The following is a 16,023-nucleotide window of genomic DNA, read 5'->3' as shown; positions in this document are numbered from 1 at the left end:
AGGCTGGTCACCGTGTCCACGCTGCGCGACCTCGCCGAGGAGCACACCCATCTCCGACCGGCCGACATCGACCACCTGCACCGGATCGCCGGTGACTGGCAGTTGCTCTCCGATCTGTCCTTCGCTGATCTGCTGCTCTGGGTGCCGGTCGACGCCGACGGCACGTTCCTCTGTGTCGCCCAGGTCCGCCCGACGACCGCCCCTACCGCGTACCAGGACGACCAGGTGGGGCGGATCATCGGCGGGCCTGAGGTGGCGCATCTGGGGGTCGCGTACTCCCAGGGTCGGATCTGGCGGGAGGGCGACCCGGTCTGGTACGGCGACGTGCCGGCCCGGCACGAGGCGATCCCGGTCCGGCTGCGGACCGCCGAGGGCGAGGCCGGCGAGGTGATCGCCGTGGTCGGTCGGGACACCAACCTCTCCACCGCGCGGACGCCAAGCCAGTTGGAGCTCAACTACCTGACCACCGCCGACGACCTGGCCCAGATGATCGCGGACGGCACCTTCCCGCCGCCCCGGCACCCGGGGGAGACCACCTCCGCGCCGCGCGTCGGTGACGGCCTCGTCCGGTTGGACGCCGGCGGCAAGGTCACCTACGCGAGCCCGAACGCGCAGTCGGCGTACCGGCGGTTGGGCTATGCGTCCCACCTGGTGGGGGAGGACCTGGCCGGGCTGCATCGCCGGCTGGCCGGTGACCCGCTTGACGGCACCGAAGCCTCGAACGGGATCCTGGCCGCGCTGCGCGGTGAGGCGCCGCCCCGCCGGGAGATCGACGCGCGCGGCGCCACGATGCTGACCCGCGCGCTGCCGCTGATGCCCGCCGGGGTGCCGATCGGCGCGCTGGTGCTGGTCCGCGACATCACCGAGGTACGCCGCCGGGACCGGGCGCTGATCACCAAGGACGCCACCATCCGGGAGATCCACCACCGGGTGAAGAACAACCTCCAGACCGTGGCCGCGCTGCTGCGGCTCCAGGCCCGCCGGGTGGCCATGCCGGAGGCGCGGGTCGCCCTGGAGGAGTCGGTCCGCCGGGTCGCCTCGATCGCGTTGGTCCACGAGACGCTCTCCATGTCCAGCGACGAGGCGGTCGAGTTCGACGGCATCGTCGACCGGGTGGCAAGCGCGGCCACCGAGGTCGCGGCCACCGAGGTGAGCGTCGGCATGCGCCGTCAGGGCAGCTTCGGCGTGCTGCCGGCAGAGATCGCCACGTCGCTGGTGATGGTCCTCAACGAGTTGCTGCTCAACGCCGTCGAGCACGGCTTCCCGCCCGCTGACGAGCCGGAGGGCGCACCCGGGTCCGGCGGCGGTCACCACGGGGTGCCGGCCGGTGGGCCGGAGTTGGTGCCGGCCGTCGTGGCGGAGGCCGACCCGGCCGGGCGGCCGGAGGTGGTGGTCACGGCGCACCGGTTCCGCAAGATGCTGCACGTCTCGGTGACCGACAACGGGCGTGGGCTGCCGCCGGAGTTCGACGCCGAACGGGGCAGCAAACTGGGCCTCCAGATCGTTCGTGCCCTGGTCACCGGGGAGCTGCGCGGCACCATCGAGCTGCGGGCCGGCGCCAACGGCGGCACCGAGGCGTTGCTGGTCGTCCCACTGGCCCGCAACGCTCCCGACGGCCGCTCACAGATCTGACGCGACCCGCGCCGACGCTGCGGTCGGGTCAGCGGCTGGTCAGCAGGGCGACGGTCAGGCCGGGGCGGTGCCAGACCCGCGCGGCAGTGAAGTCCGCGCGCAACGCGTCGCCCTTGGGCCCCTGCACGACGGCAAGCGGCTCGGCGTGCCGCCCGGCGACGACAAGCCACACCCGTGAGGTGCCGGCGAGGCACTGCGCCGGCTGCGAGCACTCGGCGGCCCAGAGGTCACCTCGGCGCACCTCGTCCTCGGTGACGAGCACGTCCCGTGGCGGGTCGTCGAGGTGGTAGTCGACGCCCAGGTCGAGGAACAGCCAGCTGTCCCGGGGCGAGTAGACCACCGCGTCGCCCGGCTGCTGGCCGTCGGCGATCACCCGTGCGGCACCCGCGTAGTCGATCGGGGCGTTGCGCGGCCACTCGTGGGTGCGCCGCAGCGCGGCCTGATCGGGCAGGCCGAGCAGCCCGGCCAGGACCACCACGACCAGCGCCGCCGGGACGGCCACCCCGGCCAGCGCCGCGCCGGCCAGCAGGCAGGCGAAGGGGACCACGAAGACGAGGTACCGAGGCACCCACAGCGGTACGACCGCACCGGCGGCGAAGAGCAGCGCGACAGGCAGGAGCACGGCGCTCACCGGTAGCAGGGCGCGCCGCCCGAGCCGGGCCGCGCCGAGCGCGGCGACCCCGACCACCAGGCCGCCCACCACACTGCTCTGCGCCACTCCACCGGGCAGCGCGCTCAGATCGTCCAACCGGGCCGGGGCCACCCAGCTCAACTGTCGGGAGCGCTGCGTCCGGGCGCGCAGCAGCAGGGGGGTCACCACAAGCGCGGCCGGCACCACCGTCACCACCCACCGCCACACCCGCAGGTCCCGGCGCGCGACACCGCCGGCCGGGGTGTCGTCCGTCGGCGCGGCCTCGCGCACCGGCGTGGTCTCGCGGACCGGCGTGGTCTCGCGGACCGGCGTGGTCTCGCGGACCGGCCCGGTCTCGCGCCCCGGCCCGGTCTCGCGCCCCGGCGGGCTGATGCCGGCCGCGACGGTCCCGCGCCACCAGGTGAGCAGCACGACAAGCGCGTGCGCGGCGAGCAGGGTGAGCGCGATCAGGTGGGTGAGCCCGAGCGCTGCCACGGCTGCGGCGTACGCGGCCCACCGGGCCCACCCCGGCCGTCGCAGCGCGGTCACCAGCAGCAGGGTCGCGAGGACGGCGAGCGCGGTGGCGAGGGCGTACGGGCGGGCTTCCTGCCCGTAGCGGGAGGTGCTGGGGAGCACCGCGAACAACAGCCCCGCGAAGAGGCCGGTACGTCTGTCGACAAGCTGCTCCCCGAGTACGGCGAGCAGCCCGGCGGCGACGGTCATCGCCAGCACCGCCGGCAGGCGCAGGGCGACAGTTGAGTCGCCGACGACACTGACCCAGCCGTGCATCAGCAGGTAGTACGGGCCGGTTGCGGCGTCGATCGTGTCCGCCAACCGGGCCAGGTCGCCGGGGGACCGGGTGGCGGCGCTCCAGGTCGCCAACTCGTCGCGCCAGAGCTGCGCCGATCCGAGCCCTGTCACGGTCACCGCCAGGGTCAGCAGCGCCGGAAGAAGCCAGACCGGCAGGCCCTTGGTCGACTTCTCGGACAATCCGCCCACCTCCCGAGCCTCCCACGCACAAGCACCCGAGAACCCACACCCCGCCCAGCGCCACGCCGCTGTCACCCACCACCTCCTGTCGATCTTGCACTTTCGGTCGCCGTTATGAGTGAAGTGCCCCGTATGTCGGGGCAGAAAGTGCAAGATCGCGGGGGTAGGCCCGTGATGTGGGATCCTCCGTGTGGACGTTGGCTGGCCCTTGTCTGGTGTGGCAGCATGGCACCATGACCGCCGCTGTCGTCCGCCGCTTCGTGGCTCGTCGCCACGTCGATTACGGCCGCGTGCGCAGCGCGATCTGTCCGGCCTACTGACGACGCCCGACCCAATCTGTCTCGGGCGCGCTCCGCGCCGGCTGTCTCAGACACCGTTGTCCCGCCCGCTCTGCCGGGCCGGCCGCCGCGCCCCGCGCTTGCCCCGAGGCACAGCAGACAACGGAGGACGCCGCGATGGCGGTCAGCAGCATCCCGGCCCGTTCCGGAGATTCGACGGCACCCCCGGCCCGGGCGCCGCGCAAGCCCCGGGGTGAGGGTCAGTGGGCGCTCGGCCACCGCGAGCCGCTCAACCCCAACGAGCGCATCAAGAAGGACGACGACCCGCTCAACGTCCGGGCCCGCATCGAGACCATCTACGCGCACCGCGGCTTCGCCTCCATCGACCCGCAGGACCTGCGTGGCCGGTTCCGCTGGTGGGGTCTCTACACCCAGCGCAAGGCCGGCATCGACGGCGGGCGCACCGCCGTGCTGGAGCCGCACGAGCTGGAGGACGAGTTCTTCATGCTCCGGGTCCGCATCGACGGCGGCCAGCTCAGCCTGGCGCAGCTGCGGGTGATCGCGGACATCTCCCGGGAGTTCGCCCGCGACACCGCCGACATCACCGACCGGCAGAACATCCAGTACCACTGGATCCGGGTCGAGGACATGCCGGAGATCTGGCGTCGACTGGAGTCGGTAGGCCTCCAGACCACCGAGGCGTGCGGCGACTGCCCACGGATCGTGCTGGGTAGCCCGGTCGCCGGCGTGGCCCGCGAGGAGGTGCTCGACCCGACCCCCGCGATCGACGAGATCGTCGCCAGGTACGTCGGTGACAAGCAGTTCTCCAACCTGCCCCGCAAGTTCAAGACGTCCATCTCCTGGCTCGTGGACACCCCGTACGAGTCGAACGACATCGCCTTCCTCGGTGTCGACCACCCCGAGCACGGCCCCGGCTTCGACGTCTGGGTCGGCGGCGGTCTCTCCACCAACCCGATGCTCGCCCAGCGGCTCGGCGTCTGGGTGCCGCTGGCGGAGGTGCCGGACGTGTGGGCCGGCGTGGTGGGGATCTTCCGTGACTACGGTTACCGCCGACTGCGGCACCGGGCCCGGCTGAAGTTCCTGGTGGCCGACTGGGGCGTGGAGCGCTTCCGCGAGGTGCTGGAGAAGGAGTACCTGGGTCGGACGCTGCTCGACGGTCCCGCGCCGGAGCTGCCGGCGAAGCCCGTCGACCACGTGGGCGTGCACGAGCAGGCCGACGGGCGGCACTACGTCGGCGCGGCCCCGGTGGTCGGGCGGGTGTCCGGCGGGCAGCTCGCCCAACTGGCCGACGTGGTCGAGGCGCACGGCAGCGACCGGGTGCGGCTCACCCCGTACCAGAAGCTGCTGGTGCTCGACGTGCCGTCGGAGCGGACGGAGTCGCTCGTCGACGCGCTGCGCGGGATCGGTTTGGAGGCCCGGCCGTCGGCTTGGCGGCGCGGCACGATGGCGTGCACGGGCATCGAGTACTGCAAGTTGGCGATCGTCGAGACCAAGGCCCGCGGCGAGGAGTTGGTGGCGCGGCTGGAGCAGCGGCTGCGCGACTTCGACGCGGACATCTCGATCCACATCAACGGCTGCCCGAACGCCTGCGCGCGTACCCAGGTGGCCGACATCGGGCTCAAGGGGCAGCTGGTGGTCGGCCCCGACGGCCAGCAGGTGGAGGGCTTCCAGGTGCACCTGGGCGGCGGCCTGGGCATGGCGCAGGGGCAGACCGCCGGTTTCGGCCGCAAGCTGCGGGGCCTGAAGACCACCGCCGACGAGCTTCCGGAGTACGTGGAAAGGCTGGCCCGCCGCTACCTGGCGGGTCGGAGCGCGGGCGAGACGTTCGCCAACTGGGTGATCAGAGTCGACGAGGAGGAACTGCGGTGAGCAGCGAGAACCGAGCGGCACCTCTGTACTGCCCGTACTGCGGAGAGGAGGACCTGCGGCCGAACGAGGCGGGGCACGGCGCCTGGGAGTGCCGCGCCTGCACGCGGGTCTTCTCGGTGAAGTTCACCGGACTGCTGTCGCGGTCGGTGAACAGGTGAGCGCGGGGAGCGCGGAGCCAGCTCGGGTGGGTCTCGTCTCCGCCGCCGGTCTGGGTCTGGTCGGCCCGGGCGGGTCGACACCGGCCGACCCGACCCGGCGCAGCCCCGACGAGCTGCGGGAGCTCGCCGAACAGGCAGCTCAGGAGCTGGAGGGCGCGCCGGCACTGAAGATCGCCCGCTGGGCGGCGCAGACCTTCGGCGACCGGTTCTGCGTCACCAGTTCGATGGCCGATGCCGTGCTCGCCCACCTGGTGTCCCGGGTCGCCCCGGGCGTGGACGTGGTCTTCCTCGACACGGGCCTGCACTTCCCCGAGACGCTCCGGGTGCGCGACGAGGTGGCCCGGACACTCCCGGTGAACGTCCGGTCGATCCGGCCCCGGCTCACCGTCGGGCAGCAGGACGGTCAGTACGGCCCCCGCCTGTTCAACAAGTCGCCGGACGACTGCTGCCAACTGCGCAAGGTGGAGCCGTTGGAGCGGGCGCTGTCCGGGTACGACGCCTGGGCCGCCGGCCTGCGCCGGGACGAGTCTCCGACCCGCGCCAACACGCCTGTCGTGACCTTCGACGCCCGTCGCGCCAAGGTCAAGATCAACCCGATCGCGGCCTGGTCACAGGGGGATGTGGACTCCTACATCGCCCGCTTCAACGTGCCTGTCAACGAGCTGTTCAAGCAGGGGTACGGCTCGATCGGCTGCTGGCCGTGCACCCGTCGTACCAAGGCCGGTGAGGACGCGCGGGCCGGCCGGTGGGCCATGTTCGAGAAGACCGAGTGCGGGCTGCACGTCTGACCTCCCCTTCGGCGGCCCCGACCGGCGCAGTCTCGGCCGGCGGGGCGGCTCCGGTGGTGCTTGTCGCCCACGGCAGCCGTGATCCACGAGCCGCCGAGGCCACCCGGGCGCTGGCCCGGGCGGTGTCGACGGCCAGGCCGGGCCTTCAGGTGTGGTCGAGTTGGCTGGACCACACCGAGCCGGGGCCGACCGAGGTGCTGCGCGCGTTGGCCGTGGCCGGCCACCGTCGCGCGGTGGTGGTGCCGCTGCTGCTGACCGCCGCGTACCACCGCCGGGTCGACATCCCCGCGGCCGTCGCCGCCGCGACGCGGGCCGAGCCGACGCTTGCGGCACGGGTGACCGACGTGCTCGGCCCGGCAGACGGGACTGCGGACCCGTTGCTGCTCGCCGCATTGCGCCGTCGGCTCGGCGAGGCGGGTCCGGGCCGCTTCGACGCGCTGGTGCTTGCCGCGGCGGGCACCCGGGACGCGCGGGCACGCGGCTCGGTGGGGCAGGTGGCGGCCGCGCTCAGCGAGGATTTCGGAGTGCCCTGCCGGGTGTCGTACGCGTCGGCGGCCCCACCGGCGACAGGTGTGGCGGTGTCCCGGTTGCGGGCGGCCGGTGCGCGGCGGGTGGCGGTGGCCGCGTACTTCCTGGCACCGGGCCTGTTCCACGACACGGTGGCCGAGGCGGCCCGGACGGCCGGCGCGGTGGCGGTGGCCGCCCCGTTGACCGACGCACCGGAGTTGGCCAGGTTGGTGCTGCGGCGGGTCGACGACCTGAGCGCCGTGCCGTCAGCGGCCTGACGAGAGCCGGGGCCAACGGAAACGGCGGCGGTGTGACACGGCCGGGAAAAGCTGAACGCCCCGGCGGGCGGACCCGCCGGGGCGCACTGCTGTGTCGTGGGAGATCAGGCGGAGTGAGCGCGCAGCACGCGGAGGCCGCCGCGCCGCTTGACGGCACGCCGTTCCTCTTCGCTCATTCCGCCCCAGACGCCGGCGTCCTGGCCCGACTCGAGTGCCCACTGCAGGCACTGGTCGGTCACGGAGCAGCGCCTGCAGACGGCCTTGGCCTGCTCGACCTGCAGGAGAGCCGGTCCGGACGTCCCGATCGGAAAGAACAGCTCCGGGTCCTCATCGCGGCAGACACTATGGTGACGCCAGTCCATGGCGGCAACACTCCTCATTCTGGATGGGTGGCTTTATTGCTTGTGGTGCTTTTCCTATATGCATCCGCATTGCCGATGGTGACAGTTCGCGTCCGACCATTCGGCAGTGCGTGAGCAGGCAGTTAGCCCTGGGGCGTGCTGCTGGAACGGCTCAACCTGACGAGCGTATCCAGGCAACGTCCCGGTAACTCAAGTTCGCTTGTGAATACTTTCACGAACCTTCGTGATGTCAAGGGTGACGCTCGGAAAAACTCCGTGCGGTGAGCAAGCCCACAACCCATTTGTCCGGGTTCCAGCACCTTCCTGGTTACCCGCCGTGCCACAGTCGAGGATCAATGTAGTACAGTCCGCGTGACATTGCTGACATTTCCGGCACCTGCCCCTCGGTGTGGCGGCGGCCGTCTTCGCGGTTGCGGCAGCCGCGTCGACCTAGGGCAGTACCCGAGACTTAGCAGATTACTCTGAGTGCGGCGGGAATGGATGCGAATCTGACTTTCTCCCGCTCGCCAAGATAGTCGCCGTCCAGTTGGAACGCCTGCGGACGGCTGGAGAGCAGGGTGAACTCCGCTGTGTCATGCAGCCGTAACACCTGCCGGCCGGTGCGATCCGGCTTCCGGGACAGGAACTGAGTCACTGTCCGTGTTGTGCTAGCCACCCGGAGCTGCCGCAGTGCCAGCACGTCCAGCCCGAGGTCGAACGACGCGTCCGGGTTCGGGTTGACTTCGCGCTCTCCCAGGTACGTCCACGGGGCGGTGTTCTGGATGATGACGGTGGCCAGCTCGTCCTCCACCTGCTCGCCGGGGCGTTCCAGGCTGATCGCCGGGTGCCGCCGGTCCGAGGCGAGAAAGTACTGGTTCATGATCGAGCGCAGGTAGAGCCCCGGAGTGGAGACGCGGCCCCGCCGCCGGGCCTGCTCCACCCGGTGGATCACTGCGGCGTCCAGCCCGAACCCGGCGCAGAAGGTGAAGTAGCGGTCGTCGGCGCGGCCCAGCCCGACCGTCCGCTGCCGGCCCAACCGCAGCCCTTCGAGGATCATGCTGGTCGCCTCCGGCCACTCCCGGGGCAGGCCCAGCGCGCGGGCGAACACATTTGTCGAACCACCCGGAACGGTGGCCAGCGCGGGCAGTCGTTCGGCCATCGAGGCGCCCTCGGCGCCCACCGGCGGTTCGGCCGCCATCAGGCCGTTCACCACCTCGTTCACAGTGCCGTCACCACCCAGGGTGACGACAAGACCGACGCCCTCGACGGCGGCCTCCCGGGCCAGCGCCATGGCGTGCCCCCGACGGCGGGTGTAGCGCACGCTGAGGTCGACTTCACTGCGCAGCGCCCGGACAAGCAGGTCCCGGCTGCGTTCGCTGGTAGTGGTGGCCTTCGGATTGACCACCAGGACGGCCCGCATGGGCGGCACTGTACCTTCCAGTAGCCCGGGTATCGTGGCGCGCGTGACCATCGACTCGGCTCCGATTCCTGTCACGCTCCGCTGGGCGGTTCGGCTGCTGTGGGCGGAGGCGGTCGCCGTCGGGCTGATCGCCGTCTGGCTGGTCTGGGCCGACCTCACCGCGACCACCACCGACCTCGCGTCGGCGTTGCTGGTGACCGCGTTCGCCGTCGGCGCGGCGGTCGCGCTCTGGGCGTTGGGTCGCGCGCTCGTGCGCCGACGGGCCGGCGCACGCGCCCCCGCGATCGTGCTCCAGTTGATGCTGCTGCCGATCGGGTGGTTCATGATCCAGGCAGGTCTGGGTTGGCTGGGGGTGCCGCTGATGGCGCTCGGCCTGGGCGTCGGCTGGCTGCTTGTCAGCCCACCGACGACGCGGGCCCTCGGCTTCGAGTGACGCGACCGGCTTCGAGTGACCCGACCGGCTTCGAGTGACCCGACCGGCTTCGAGTGACCCGACGCCGCGGGTTGCCCTGGCGGTCCGTTGCGGACGGTGGCCTGTCGCTAGCCGTTCGAGCGACGGGTGAGCAGCGAGATCGTCGCCCGCCCCTCGGCCGCCGTGGCGGACGCCGAGGTGGTCAGGGCGGTGAGCACCTTCCAGGCGAACGATGACTCGGCGGGCAGCGTGGCACCCCGCACGGTGGGCACGGTCACCTCGACGGTCAGCGCGTCGTCGGTTACCGAGAACCGGCACTCCAACTCGGCGTCCCGGGTGGCGATGGCGAGCAGCATGGCGCAGGCCTCGTCGACGGCGATCCGCAGATCCTCGATCTCGTCGAGCGCGAACTGCAACCGGGCTGCGAGACCGGCGGTGGCGGTGCGGAGCACGCCAAGGTAACCGCCGTCGGCGGGCACCGTGAGGTGCACCACGTCGTCGTCGGTCGCTGGCTGGCCGGTCAGTTGAGTCACGCCTCATCCCTCCGGTCGGGGACTCTACCCGGTCGATGGTTCGGGTGCGTTGTGGCGGCCTGCGCCCGGGCGGCGAGGCCGTGCAGCGCTTCGCCGCTGAGCCGGTAGGGGACCCACTCGTTCAGCTGTTCGGCACCGATCGAGGCATAGAAGCCGGCTGCCGGATTCCAGTCGATCATCCACCATTCCAGCCGCTGGTAGCCCCGCTGGACGCAGATGTCGGCGAGGGTGGCGAGCAGCAGACGGCCCGCGCCGGTGCCCCTGGCGGACGGTCGGACGTAGAGGTCCTCCAGGTAGATGCCGTGCACTCCGGCCCAGGTGGAGAAGTTGAGAAACCACAGGGCGAAGCCGACCGGCTCGTCACGCTCGTCGACCGCGACGTGCCCGAAGAGCGCCGGAGTGGTCGTGAACAGAGCCGAGGTCAGCTGCTCGGTGGTGAGGTGGCACTGGTCGGGAGCACGTTCGTACTCCGCCAGCTCGTGCACCATGGCGACGACGGCCGGCACGTCCTCGGGACGTGCCGGCCGGATCGTCGGGATGACCGGAGAGGTCACGCCTTCTTGGTCTCCCAGAAGATCTTCGCGATCTCGTCGATCTTCGCGAGCAGCTGGTCGGCGGTAGCCGGGTCCAGGCTGCCCTTGACCCCACCGGCGCCAGCGAGCTTGGTGGCCTCGTTGAACAGGGTGTGCAGGTTCGGGTACTTTTCGAAGTGGGGCGCCTTGAAGTAGTCGGTCCACAGCACCCACAGGTGGTGCTTGACCAGCTCGGCGCGCTGCTCCTTGATGATGACCGCCCGGGTGCGGAACTCCGGGTCGGTGTTCGCCTGGTACTTCTCGCAGATCATTTTGACCGACTCGGCCTCGATCCGAGCCTGAGCCGGGTCGTAGACGCCGCACGGCAGGTCGCAGTGAGCGCTCGCGGTGACGCGGGGCGCAAGGATGCGGGAAAGTCGCATCGGGATCCTCCATGGCAGGTTTGCGATGATCAAAGGCGACATTACTCCTGGGAGTGCTCCCCGAACCGGCTGGAGGCGAAACCGGTGCGCGTCGATCAACCGGCAGAGGCACCCCGGCTGCGGGGGCCGCTGACCGCTGTCCTGGTCACCGGCCCGTCCATGGCACCGGCCCTACGGCACGGCGACGCGGTGCTGGTCCGCCCGGGAGGACGACCGATTCGCCCCGGTGACGTGGTGGTCGCGGTGTTCCGTACGCGCCCCGAGCTGCTGGTCGTGAAGCGGGCGGTCCGGCCACAGGACGGCGGCTGGTGGCTGCACGGGGACAACGCCCTGGTCACCGACGACTCCCGGGCGTACGGGGTCGCCGACGTGCGGGGGAGGGTGGTGGCCCGCTACTGGCCGCGCCCCGGACGGGTGCCGCCTCGTCCGTTATGACCCTGCTCACATCCGAGCAACGGCGTCCACACTATGCTCGGAAAGTGCCCGGGTGACCCCCCGCACCGCGCGCCACGCCCGCCGCCCACCTCGCGGCGGGGCCCGGCCGCCCCATCTGCTCGACAGATCCTGGAGTCACCACCATGTCTTCGTCCACCGTGGACCCCGCTGATCCCGTGTTCCAGCTGCACGTCGGCGGAAAGATGGCCGTCGCCTCGACGGTGCCCCTCACCAGCCGGGAAGACCTCTCCCTCGCGTACACCCCAGGGGTTGCCCGGGTTTGTGAGGCGATCGCCGCGAACCCCGACCTGGCCGACGACTACACCTGGGCGTCGCACGCTGTGGCCGTGGTCACCGACGGCTCGGCGGTGCTCGGGCTCGGCAACATCGGCCCGCGCGCCGCGCTGCCGGTGATGGAGGGCAAGGCGGTGCTGTTCAAGCAGTTCGCCGGGGTGGACGCGGTGCCGATCTGTCTGGACACCCAGGACGTGGACGAGATCGTCGCGGTGGTCAAGGCGCTGGCCCCCTCGTTCGGTGGGATCAACCTGGAGGACATCAGCGCGCCGCGCTGCTTCGAGGTCGAGCGTCGCCTCGACGAGGCGCTGGACATCCCGGTCTTCCACGACGACCAGCACGGCACGGCGATCGTGGTGCTCGCCGCGCTGCGTAACGCGGCCAGCCTGCTCAACCGCAAGCTCGGCGACCTGCGGGTGGCGGTGAGCGGCGCGGGTGCCGCAGGTGTCGCCGTCACGAAGATGCTCATCGCCGGGGGCGTCAACCCCGACCAGGTGGTCGTCTGCGACTCCAAGGGGATCATCGGTCGGCACCGCACCGAGTTGACCGGCACCAAGGCCGAGCTCGCGGCGAGCACCAACGCGGCCGGCCGCCAGGGCGACATCACCGAGGCGCTGCGCGACGCGGACGTGTTGATCGGCGTCTCCGGCGGCCAGATCCCGGAGGCCGCGGTCGCCGGGATGGCACCCGGCGGGATCGTGTTCGCGCTGGCCAACCCGACCCCGGAGGTGCACCCCGACATGGCCGCCCGGCATGTCGCGGTGGTGGCGACCGGGCGCAGCGACTACCCCAATCAGATCAACAACGTGTTGGCCTTCCCCGGTGTGTTCCGGGGCGCGTTGGACGCGCGGGCCACCCGGATCACCGAGGGGATGAAGGTCGCCGCCGCCGACGCCATCGCCGGCGTGGTAGCCGAGTCGCTGACCGCCGACGCGATCGTCCCGTCGCCGCTTGACCCGCGCGTCGCGCCGGCCGTCGCCGAAGCCGTCGCCGAAGCGGCCCGCCGTGACGGCGTCGCCCGTCGGTAGTTTGCTGATCTCTGCCCGTTGAGAAGGGTCTTTCTCACGCCCAGGGCGTGGGCGGGGCCCTTCTTAACGGGCGCTCAGCTTGTTACCGTGCCGATCATGCGTGCTGCCTTCGCCTCCCGCCTCGACGACTCCGACCCACTCGCCGCGCTCACGGTCGGCGAACGGCCCGAGCCGACCCACCCGGAAGACGGCTGGGTGACCGTGCAGGTCCGGGCCAGCTCGCTCAACCACCACGACCTCTGGTCGCTGCGCGGTGTGGGGCTCACCGAGGCACAGCTGCCGATGATCCTCGGCTGCGACGCGGTCGCCGTGGACCCCGAGGGCAACGAGGTGGTCGTGTACCCGGTTGTCGTCACGCCGAGTGACCCGCGCGGGGTGTCCATCCTCTCCGAGCACTTCGCCGGGACGCTCGCCGAGCGGGTCGCCGTACCCCGATCGAACCTGATCCCGTTGCCCGACGGCCTGGCGGCGACCGACGCGGCGTGCCTGCCCACGGCGTGGTTGACCGCGTGGCGGATGCTGACCACCAAGGGCCGCGTCGCGGACGCGGACTCCGTGCTCGTGCAGGGCGCGGGCGGCGGCGTCGCCACCGCGGCCGTCGCGCTCGCCGTCGCGATGGGCAAGCGGGTGTACGCGACAAGCCGCGACGCCACCAAGCGGGAGCGGATCACCGCGCTCGGCGCGACAGCTGTGGAACCGGGTGCCCGGCTGCCGGAGCGGGTCGACGTGGTGATCGAGACGGTCGGCGCGGCCACCTTCGACCACTCGCTGAAGTCAGCCGCGCCGATGGCCCGGATCGTGGTCTCCGGCGCGACCGCCGGGCACCAGCCGTCGGTCAACCTTCGCCGGATCTTCGCGATGCAGTTGGAGATCCTGGGCACCTCGATGGGCACCCCCGGCGAGCTGTACGAGCTGCTGGCGTTCTGCGCCGACAACGAGGTGCGCCCGGTGGTGGACAGCGTGGTCCCGTTCAGCCGGGTCGAGGACGCCTTCGCCCGCCTGCACTCCGGCGACGCCTTCGGCAAGGTCGTCATCGACCACACGGCCTGACGCGGCGAGCGCGGCGCGGCGCGCTCAGAGGTGGTCGTCGAACGTTGCCAGGTTGCCGCGCGTGGCGCCGGTGGAGATGCGCTCCTTGGCCGCCGCGTCGCCGTACAGCGACCACCGCAGGAACTCCACTGACGTGTCCGAGACGATCCGCAGCGTCTTGCCGTCGCTGAGCAGCCCCCGCCCGTGGTCGCCCTTGGGCAGGCTCAGCAGCGCCTTCGGCCACGGCACCTTGTCGTACGCGGCCTTGCCCGCCGCGTATTCGACCACCTCGTCCAACTCGCCGTGCACGAACAACTGCGGCGCGGACGCCCCCGCGAACGCGGTGCCCACGCCGACTGCCGTACCGGCGAACACCACCCCGGCGTCCAGCCGCTCGTCCCGACCGCCCGTGAAGAGGCCGATTGTGGTCACCGCCCCGGCCGAGTGCCCGGCCGCGGCCACCCGGTCGGTGGCGAGGCGGCCGCGTAGCCCGTCGTCGGCCTTGCCGTCCAGCTCCAGCACCTGGGTCAGCGCGTACGACACGTCGGCCGGCTGGTTGAGCACGTCGACGAGTTTGCCGTCGCTGCCTCGCGAGGTGTGCGGAAAGGTCGGCGCCGCCACGACGAACCCCGCTGCGGCCCACCGGATCAGCAGGGGGGCGTAGTCGTCCGGGTGAGCCGTGAAGCCGTGGCTGAACATCACCACCGGGAAACGGCCCTCGGCGGCCGCCGCGGACCGCTTTGTCACGCCGCCGGCCTTCCCGGCAGCCGGGTACCAGAGCGTGACCGGCAGCGCACGGCCGTCCCGGTTCAGCTCCAGCTGGCGTACGCCGACGGCGAAGGCCTGCTCCGGTGCTGTCGCGGCGGAGGCCTGCGGTGTCGGTGTGGCGGTCGCGGCGGGTGGTGGCGTGACCGGCGCCGGCAGGCTCTCGTTCTTCGGGGCGTCTGTGGAGCAGCCGACCAGACCGGCCATGAGCAGAGTGGTGGCCAGCAGCGTGGGGGTGACGCGACGAGACATGGGGCTCATTGTGCCCTGCCGGGGTCGCCGGGTTGGGCGCGCTGTGCCGACACCATCACCCGCCCACCGACTGTCCGGCGCTGGCGGGTGTCAGCCCAGGGCTGGCGCGTGGGTCTCGTAGCGGGTCAGGGGCGCGCGGGCGTTGGTCGCCAGGCGTGCTCCCGCCGCAGGATCGCCGTAGAGGGTCCACCGGAGGAAGTCGGTGGTGGTGGCGAGGACCGGCGCGAACCCCTGGTTGCCCGGCGTCAGGTATTCGCCGTGGCCCTGGCCGAGCAGGCTGAGGAACGCGGCAGGCCCCGGCACGCGTGCGTACGCCGCCCGGGCGACGGCGAGCGGCACCACGGCGTCGGCCGTGCCGTGCACGAAGAGCAGCGGCGCGACAGGGCCGGCGAAGCTGCCGGGCAGCCCGCCGCCGGCGATCACGATGCCGGAGCGCAGCCGTGCCGGATGGCCCTCGGTGAACATGCCGCTTGTGGTGAAGCCGCCCGCCGAGTGCCCGGCGGCGGCGATGGACGTGAGGTCCAGGTGGCCGGCGAGCGGATCGGTGGGGTCGCTGTCGAGGCGGCCCAGGTGCCGGATGAGCCGCCAACCGTCGGCGGGCTGGTTGCGGACGTCGGCGCGGGTGAATTGGGCGGCGCCCTGCCGGGTGTGCGGAAACGCGGGGGCCGCCACCACGAAACCGGCCGCCGCCCAGCGGGTGGTCAGCCCGGCGTGCAGGTCGGGCCGGCTGTGCAGCCCGTGGCTGTAGATCACCACCGGGAACCGGCCGGCGGCCACCCCGCCTGTCGACGCCGGGTACCAGATGGTCACCGGCAGGGGGCGCGCCGAGCGCGGATCGAGGGTGAGCGTACGCACGCCGACGGCGTACGACCCCTCGGGCGCCCGACGCGCCGCCTGCGCGCCGCTTGACCCGCCCGGCGCGGCGGTGGCCGGCGCGCAGCCAGCCAGCAGCGCTGTCACCAACACGGCGATCAGCCGCCCCGCCCCCATCGCTTTACCGTAGGTGCCCGGGGTGCGCCGCGACCCCGCCTTCCGGCCCGGCTGCGCCCGCCACCCGGGTGGGGTCGACTACGCCGGCCGGGTCGACACCGGCGGGCGGTGCGGCGGGGGACGATACGCCGACGCTGTCTTCGCTAGGGTCACCGGCATGGCTGAGAACTACACAGACCCCAGCGGCAACACCGAGGCGTTCCGCGCGTTCACCCAGACACCGGAGACCGCCGGTGTGGCGGAAGCGCCGTCCCGTCTCCCACTGATCCTCGGCGCGGTGGCTGTCGTCGTGCTCCTGGTGGCCCTCGTCGCCTGGCTCGTCGCCTAGCGCTGCGAGCCTCGCCTAGCGCTGCGAGCCTCGCCTAGCGCTGCGAGCCTCGCCTAGCGCTGCGAGCCTCGCCTAGCGCTGCGAGCCTC

General features: G+C 72.0%; 18 protein-coding genes. 10 read left to right on the top strand and 8 right to left on the bottom strand.

Going from position 1 to position 16,023, the window contains the following annotated elements; all coding sequences use genetic code 11:
* Nucleotides 1-12 precede the first annotated feature (12 nt).
* A complete protein-coding gene (locus tag ACFY2Q_RS15485) occupies nucleotides 13-1,632 on the top strand; it encodes a histidine kinase N-terminal domain-containing protein (protein ID WP_387130616.1) in 1,620 nt (539 codons plus the stop codon).
* 28 nt (nucleotides 1,633-1,660) lie between these two features.
* On the opposite strand, the gene ACFY2Q_RS15480 is transcribed toward ACFY2Q_RS15485, so the two are convergent.
* Complete coding sequence (locus ACFY2Q_RS15480) at nucleotides 1,661-3,262, bottom strand: glycosyltransferase family 39 protein (RefSeq protein WP_387130613.1); 1,602 nt, start codon at nucleotides 3,260-3,262, stop codon at nucleotides 1,661-1,663.
* A gap of 446 nt (nucleotides 3,263-3,708) precedes the next feature.
* Here ACFY2Q_RS15480 and ACFY2Q_RS15475 point away from each other — a divergent pair, with 446 nt between their 5' ends.
* The 4 genes from ACFY2Q_RS15475 to ACFY2Q_RS15460 are packed head-to-tail and all read left to right on the top strand — an operon-like array spanning nucleotide 3,709 to nucleotide 7,152.
* The gene (locus tag ACFY2Q_RS15475) at nucleotides 3,709-5,421 is read left to right on the top strand and encodes a nitrite/sulfite reductase (RefSeq protein ID WP_387130611.1); all 1,713 of its coding nucleotides are present in this window, start codon (nucleotides 3,709-3,711) and stop codon (nucleotides 5,419-5,421) included.
* A complete protein-coding gene (locus tag ACFY2Q_RS15470) occupies nucleotides 5,418-5,579 on the top strand; it encodes a hypothetical protein (protein ID WP_387130609.1) in 162 nt (53 codons plus the stop codon). The genes ACFY2Q_RS15475 and ACFY2Q_RS15470 overlap by 4 nt, the downstream gene beginning before the upstream one ends.
* A gap of 26 nt (nucleotides 5,580-5,605) precedes the next feature.
* Nucleotides 5,606-6,367, top strand: coding sequence for a phosphoadenylyl-sulfate reductase (locus tag ACFY2Q_RS15465; RefSeq protein ID WP_387130936.1), 762 nt, complete (start codon nucleotides 5,606-5,608; stop codon nucleotides 6,365-6,367).
* Nucleotides 6,349-7,152: a sirohydrochlorin chelatase gene (locus ACFY2Q_RS15460; protein WP_387130607.1), complete on the top strand. Its 804-nt coding sequence runs from the start codon at nucleotides 6,349-6,351 to the stop codon at nucleotides 7,150-7,152. The genes ACFY2Q_RS15465 and ACFY2Q_RS15460 overlap by 19 nt, the downstream gene beginning before the upstream one ends.
* Before the next feature lie 104 nt (nucleotides 7,153-7,256).
* Here the strand turns inward: ACFY2Q_RS15460 and ACFY2Q_RS15455 are convergent, their stop codons facing one another.
* Nucleotides 7,257-7,514, bottom strand: a complete 258-nt coding sequence (locus ACFY2Q_RS15455) for a WhiB family transcriptional regulator (RefSeq protein WP_088950012.1) — start codon at nucleotides 7,512-7,514, stop codon at nucleotides 7,257-7,259.
* 448 nt (nucleotides 7,515-7,962) lie between these two features.
* Complete coding sequence (locus ACFY2Q_RS15450; RefSeq protein ID WP_387130605.1) at nucleotides 7,963-8,913, bottom strand: diacylglycerol/lipid kinase family protein; 951 nt, start codon at nucleotides 8,911-8,913, stop codon at nucleotides 7,963-7,965.
* Nucleotides 8,914-8,956: 43 nt separating this feature from the next.
* Here ACFY2Q_RS15450 and ACFY2Q_RS15445 point away from each other — a divergent pair, with 43 nt between their 5' ends.
* The gene (locus ACFY2Q_RS15445) at nucleotides 8,957-9,346 is read left to right on the top strand and encodes a hypothetical protein (protein WP_387130602.1); all 390 of its coding nucleotides are present in this window, start codon (nucleotides 8,957-8,959) and stop codon (nucleotides 9,344-9,346) included.
* A 107-nt stretch (nucleotides 9,347-9,453) separates the two neighbouring features.
* Here the strand turns inward: ACFY2Q_RS15445 and ACFY2Q_RS15440 are convergent, their stop codons facing one another.
* The 3 genes from ACFY2Q_RS15440 to sodN are packed head-to-tail and all read right to left on the bottom strand — an operon-like array spanning nucleotide 9,454 to nucleotide 10,813.
* Nucleotides 9,454-9,858 (bottom strand): ATP-binding protein, encoded by a 405-nt coding sequence (locus tag ACFY2Q_RS15440; protein ID WP_357486497.1) that lies wholly within the window; start codon nucleotides 9,856-9,858, stop codon nucleotides 9,454-9,456.
* Complete coding sequence (locus ACFY2Q_RS15435) at nucleotides 9,855-10,412, bottom strand: GNAT family N-acetyltransferase (RefSeq protein WP_387130599.1); 558 nt, start codon at nucleotides 10,410-10,412, stop codon at nucleotides 9,855-9,857. The genes ACFY2Q_RS15440 and ACFY2Q_RS15435 overlap by 4 nt, the downstream gene beginning before the upstream one ends.
* Nucleotides 10,409-10,813, bottom strand: a complete 405-nt coding sequence (gene sodN, locus ACFY2Q_RS15430) for a superoxide dismutase, Ni (RefSeq protein ID WP_387130597.1) — start codon at nucleotides 10,811-10,813, stop codon at nucleotides 10,409-10,411. The genes ACFY2Q_RS15435 and sodN overlap by 4 nt, the downstream gene beginning before the upstream one ends.
* An 84-nt stretch (nucleotides 10,814-10,897) precedes the next feature.
* Between sodN and ACFY2Q_RS15425 the strand changes: the two genes are divergently transcribed.
* From ACFY2Q_RS15425 to ACFY2Q_RS15415, 3 genes are all read left to right on the top strand, one after another.
* Nucleotides 10,898-11,248, top strand: a complete 351-nt coding sequence (locus tag ACFY2Q_RS15425) for a S24/S26 family peptidase (protein WP_387130595.1) — start codon at nucleotides 10,898-10,900, stop codon at nucleotides 11,246-11,248.
* A 143-nt stretch (nucleotides 11,249-11,391) separates the two neighbouring features.
* The gene (locus ACFY2Q_RS15420; RefSeq protein ID WP_387130593.1) at nucleotides 11,392-12,570 is read left to right on the top strand and encodes an NADP-dependent malic enzyme; all 1,179 of its coding nucleotides are present in this window, start codon (nucleotides 11,392-11,394) and stop codon (nucleotides 12,568-12,570) included.
* A gap of 87 nt (nucleotides 12,571-12,657) precedes the next feature.
* The gene (locus ACFY2Q_RS15415; protein ID WP_387130591.1) at nucleotides 12,658-13,620 is read left to right on the top strand and encodes a zinc-binding dehydrogenase; all 963 of its coding nucleotides are present in this window, start codon (nucleotides 12,658-12,660) and stop codon (nucleotides 13,618-13,620) included.
* 24 nt (nucleotides 13,621-13,644) lie between these two features.
* Here ACFY2Q_RS15415 and ACFY2Q_RS15410 read toward each other — a convergent pair whose 3' ends face one another.
* Nucleotides 13,645-14,616, bottom strand: a complete 972-nt coding sequence (locus ACFY2Q_RS15410) for an alpha/beta hydrolase family protein (protein WP_387130589.1) — start codon at nucleotides 14,614-14,616, stop codon at nucleotides 13,645-13,647.
* A gap of 90 nt (nucleotides 14,617-14,706) precedes the next feature.
* Complete coding sequence (locus ACFY2Q_RS15405) at nucleotides 14,707-15,606, bottom strand: alpha/beta hydrolase family protein (RefSeq protein ID WP_387130587.1); 900 nt, start codon at nucleotides 15,604-15,606, stop codon at nucleotides 14,707-14,709.
* A gap of 157 nt (nucleotides 15,607-15,763) precedes the next feature.
* Between ACFY2Q_RS15405 and ACFY2Q_RS15400 the strand changes: the two genes are divergently transcribed.
* Nucleotides 15,764-15,934 carry a hypothetical protein gene (locus tag ACFY2Q_RS15400; protein ID WP_387130585.1) on the top strand — a complete coding sequence of 57 codons (171 nt, stop codon included), beginning with the start codon at nucleotides 15,764-15,766 and terminating at the stop codon, nucleotides 15,932-15,934.
* The last annotated feature ends 89 nt before the right edge of the window (nucleotides 15,935-16,023 follow it).

Source organism: Micromonospora sp. NPDC000316 (assembly GCF_042898885.1).
Taxonomy (GTDB): Bacteria; Actinomycetota; Actinomycetes; order Mycobacteriales; family Micromonosporaceae; genus Micromonospora.
Note: the sequence above shows the minus strand (reverse complement) of the source record. Positions and strands in the feature narration are given on the sequence as shown.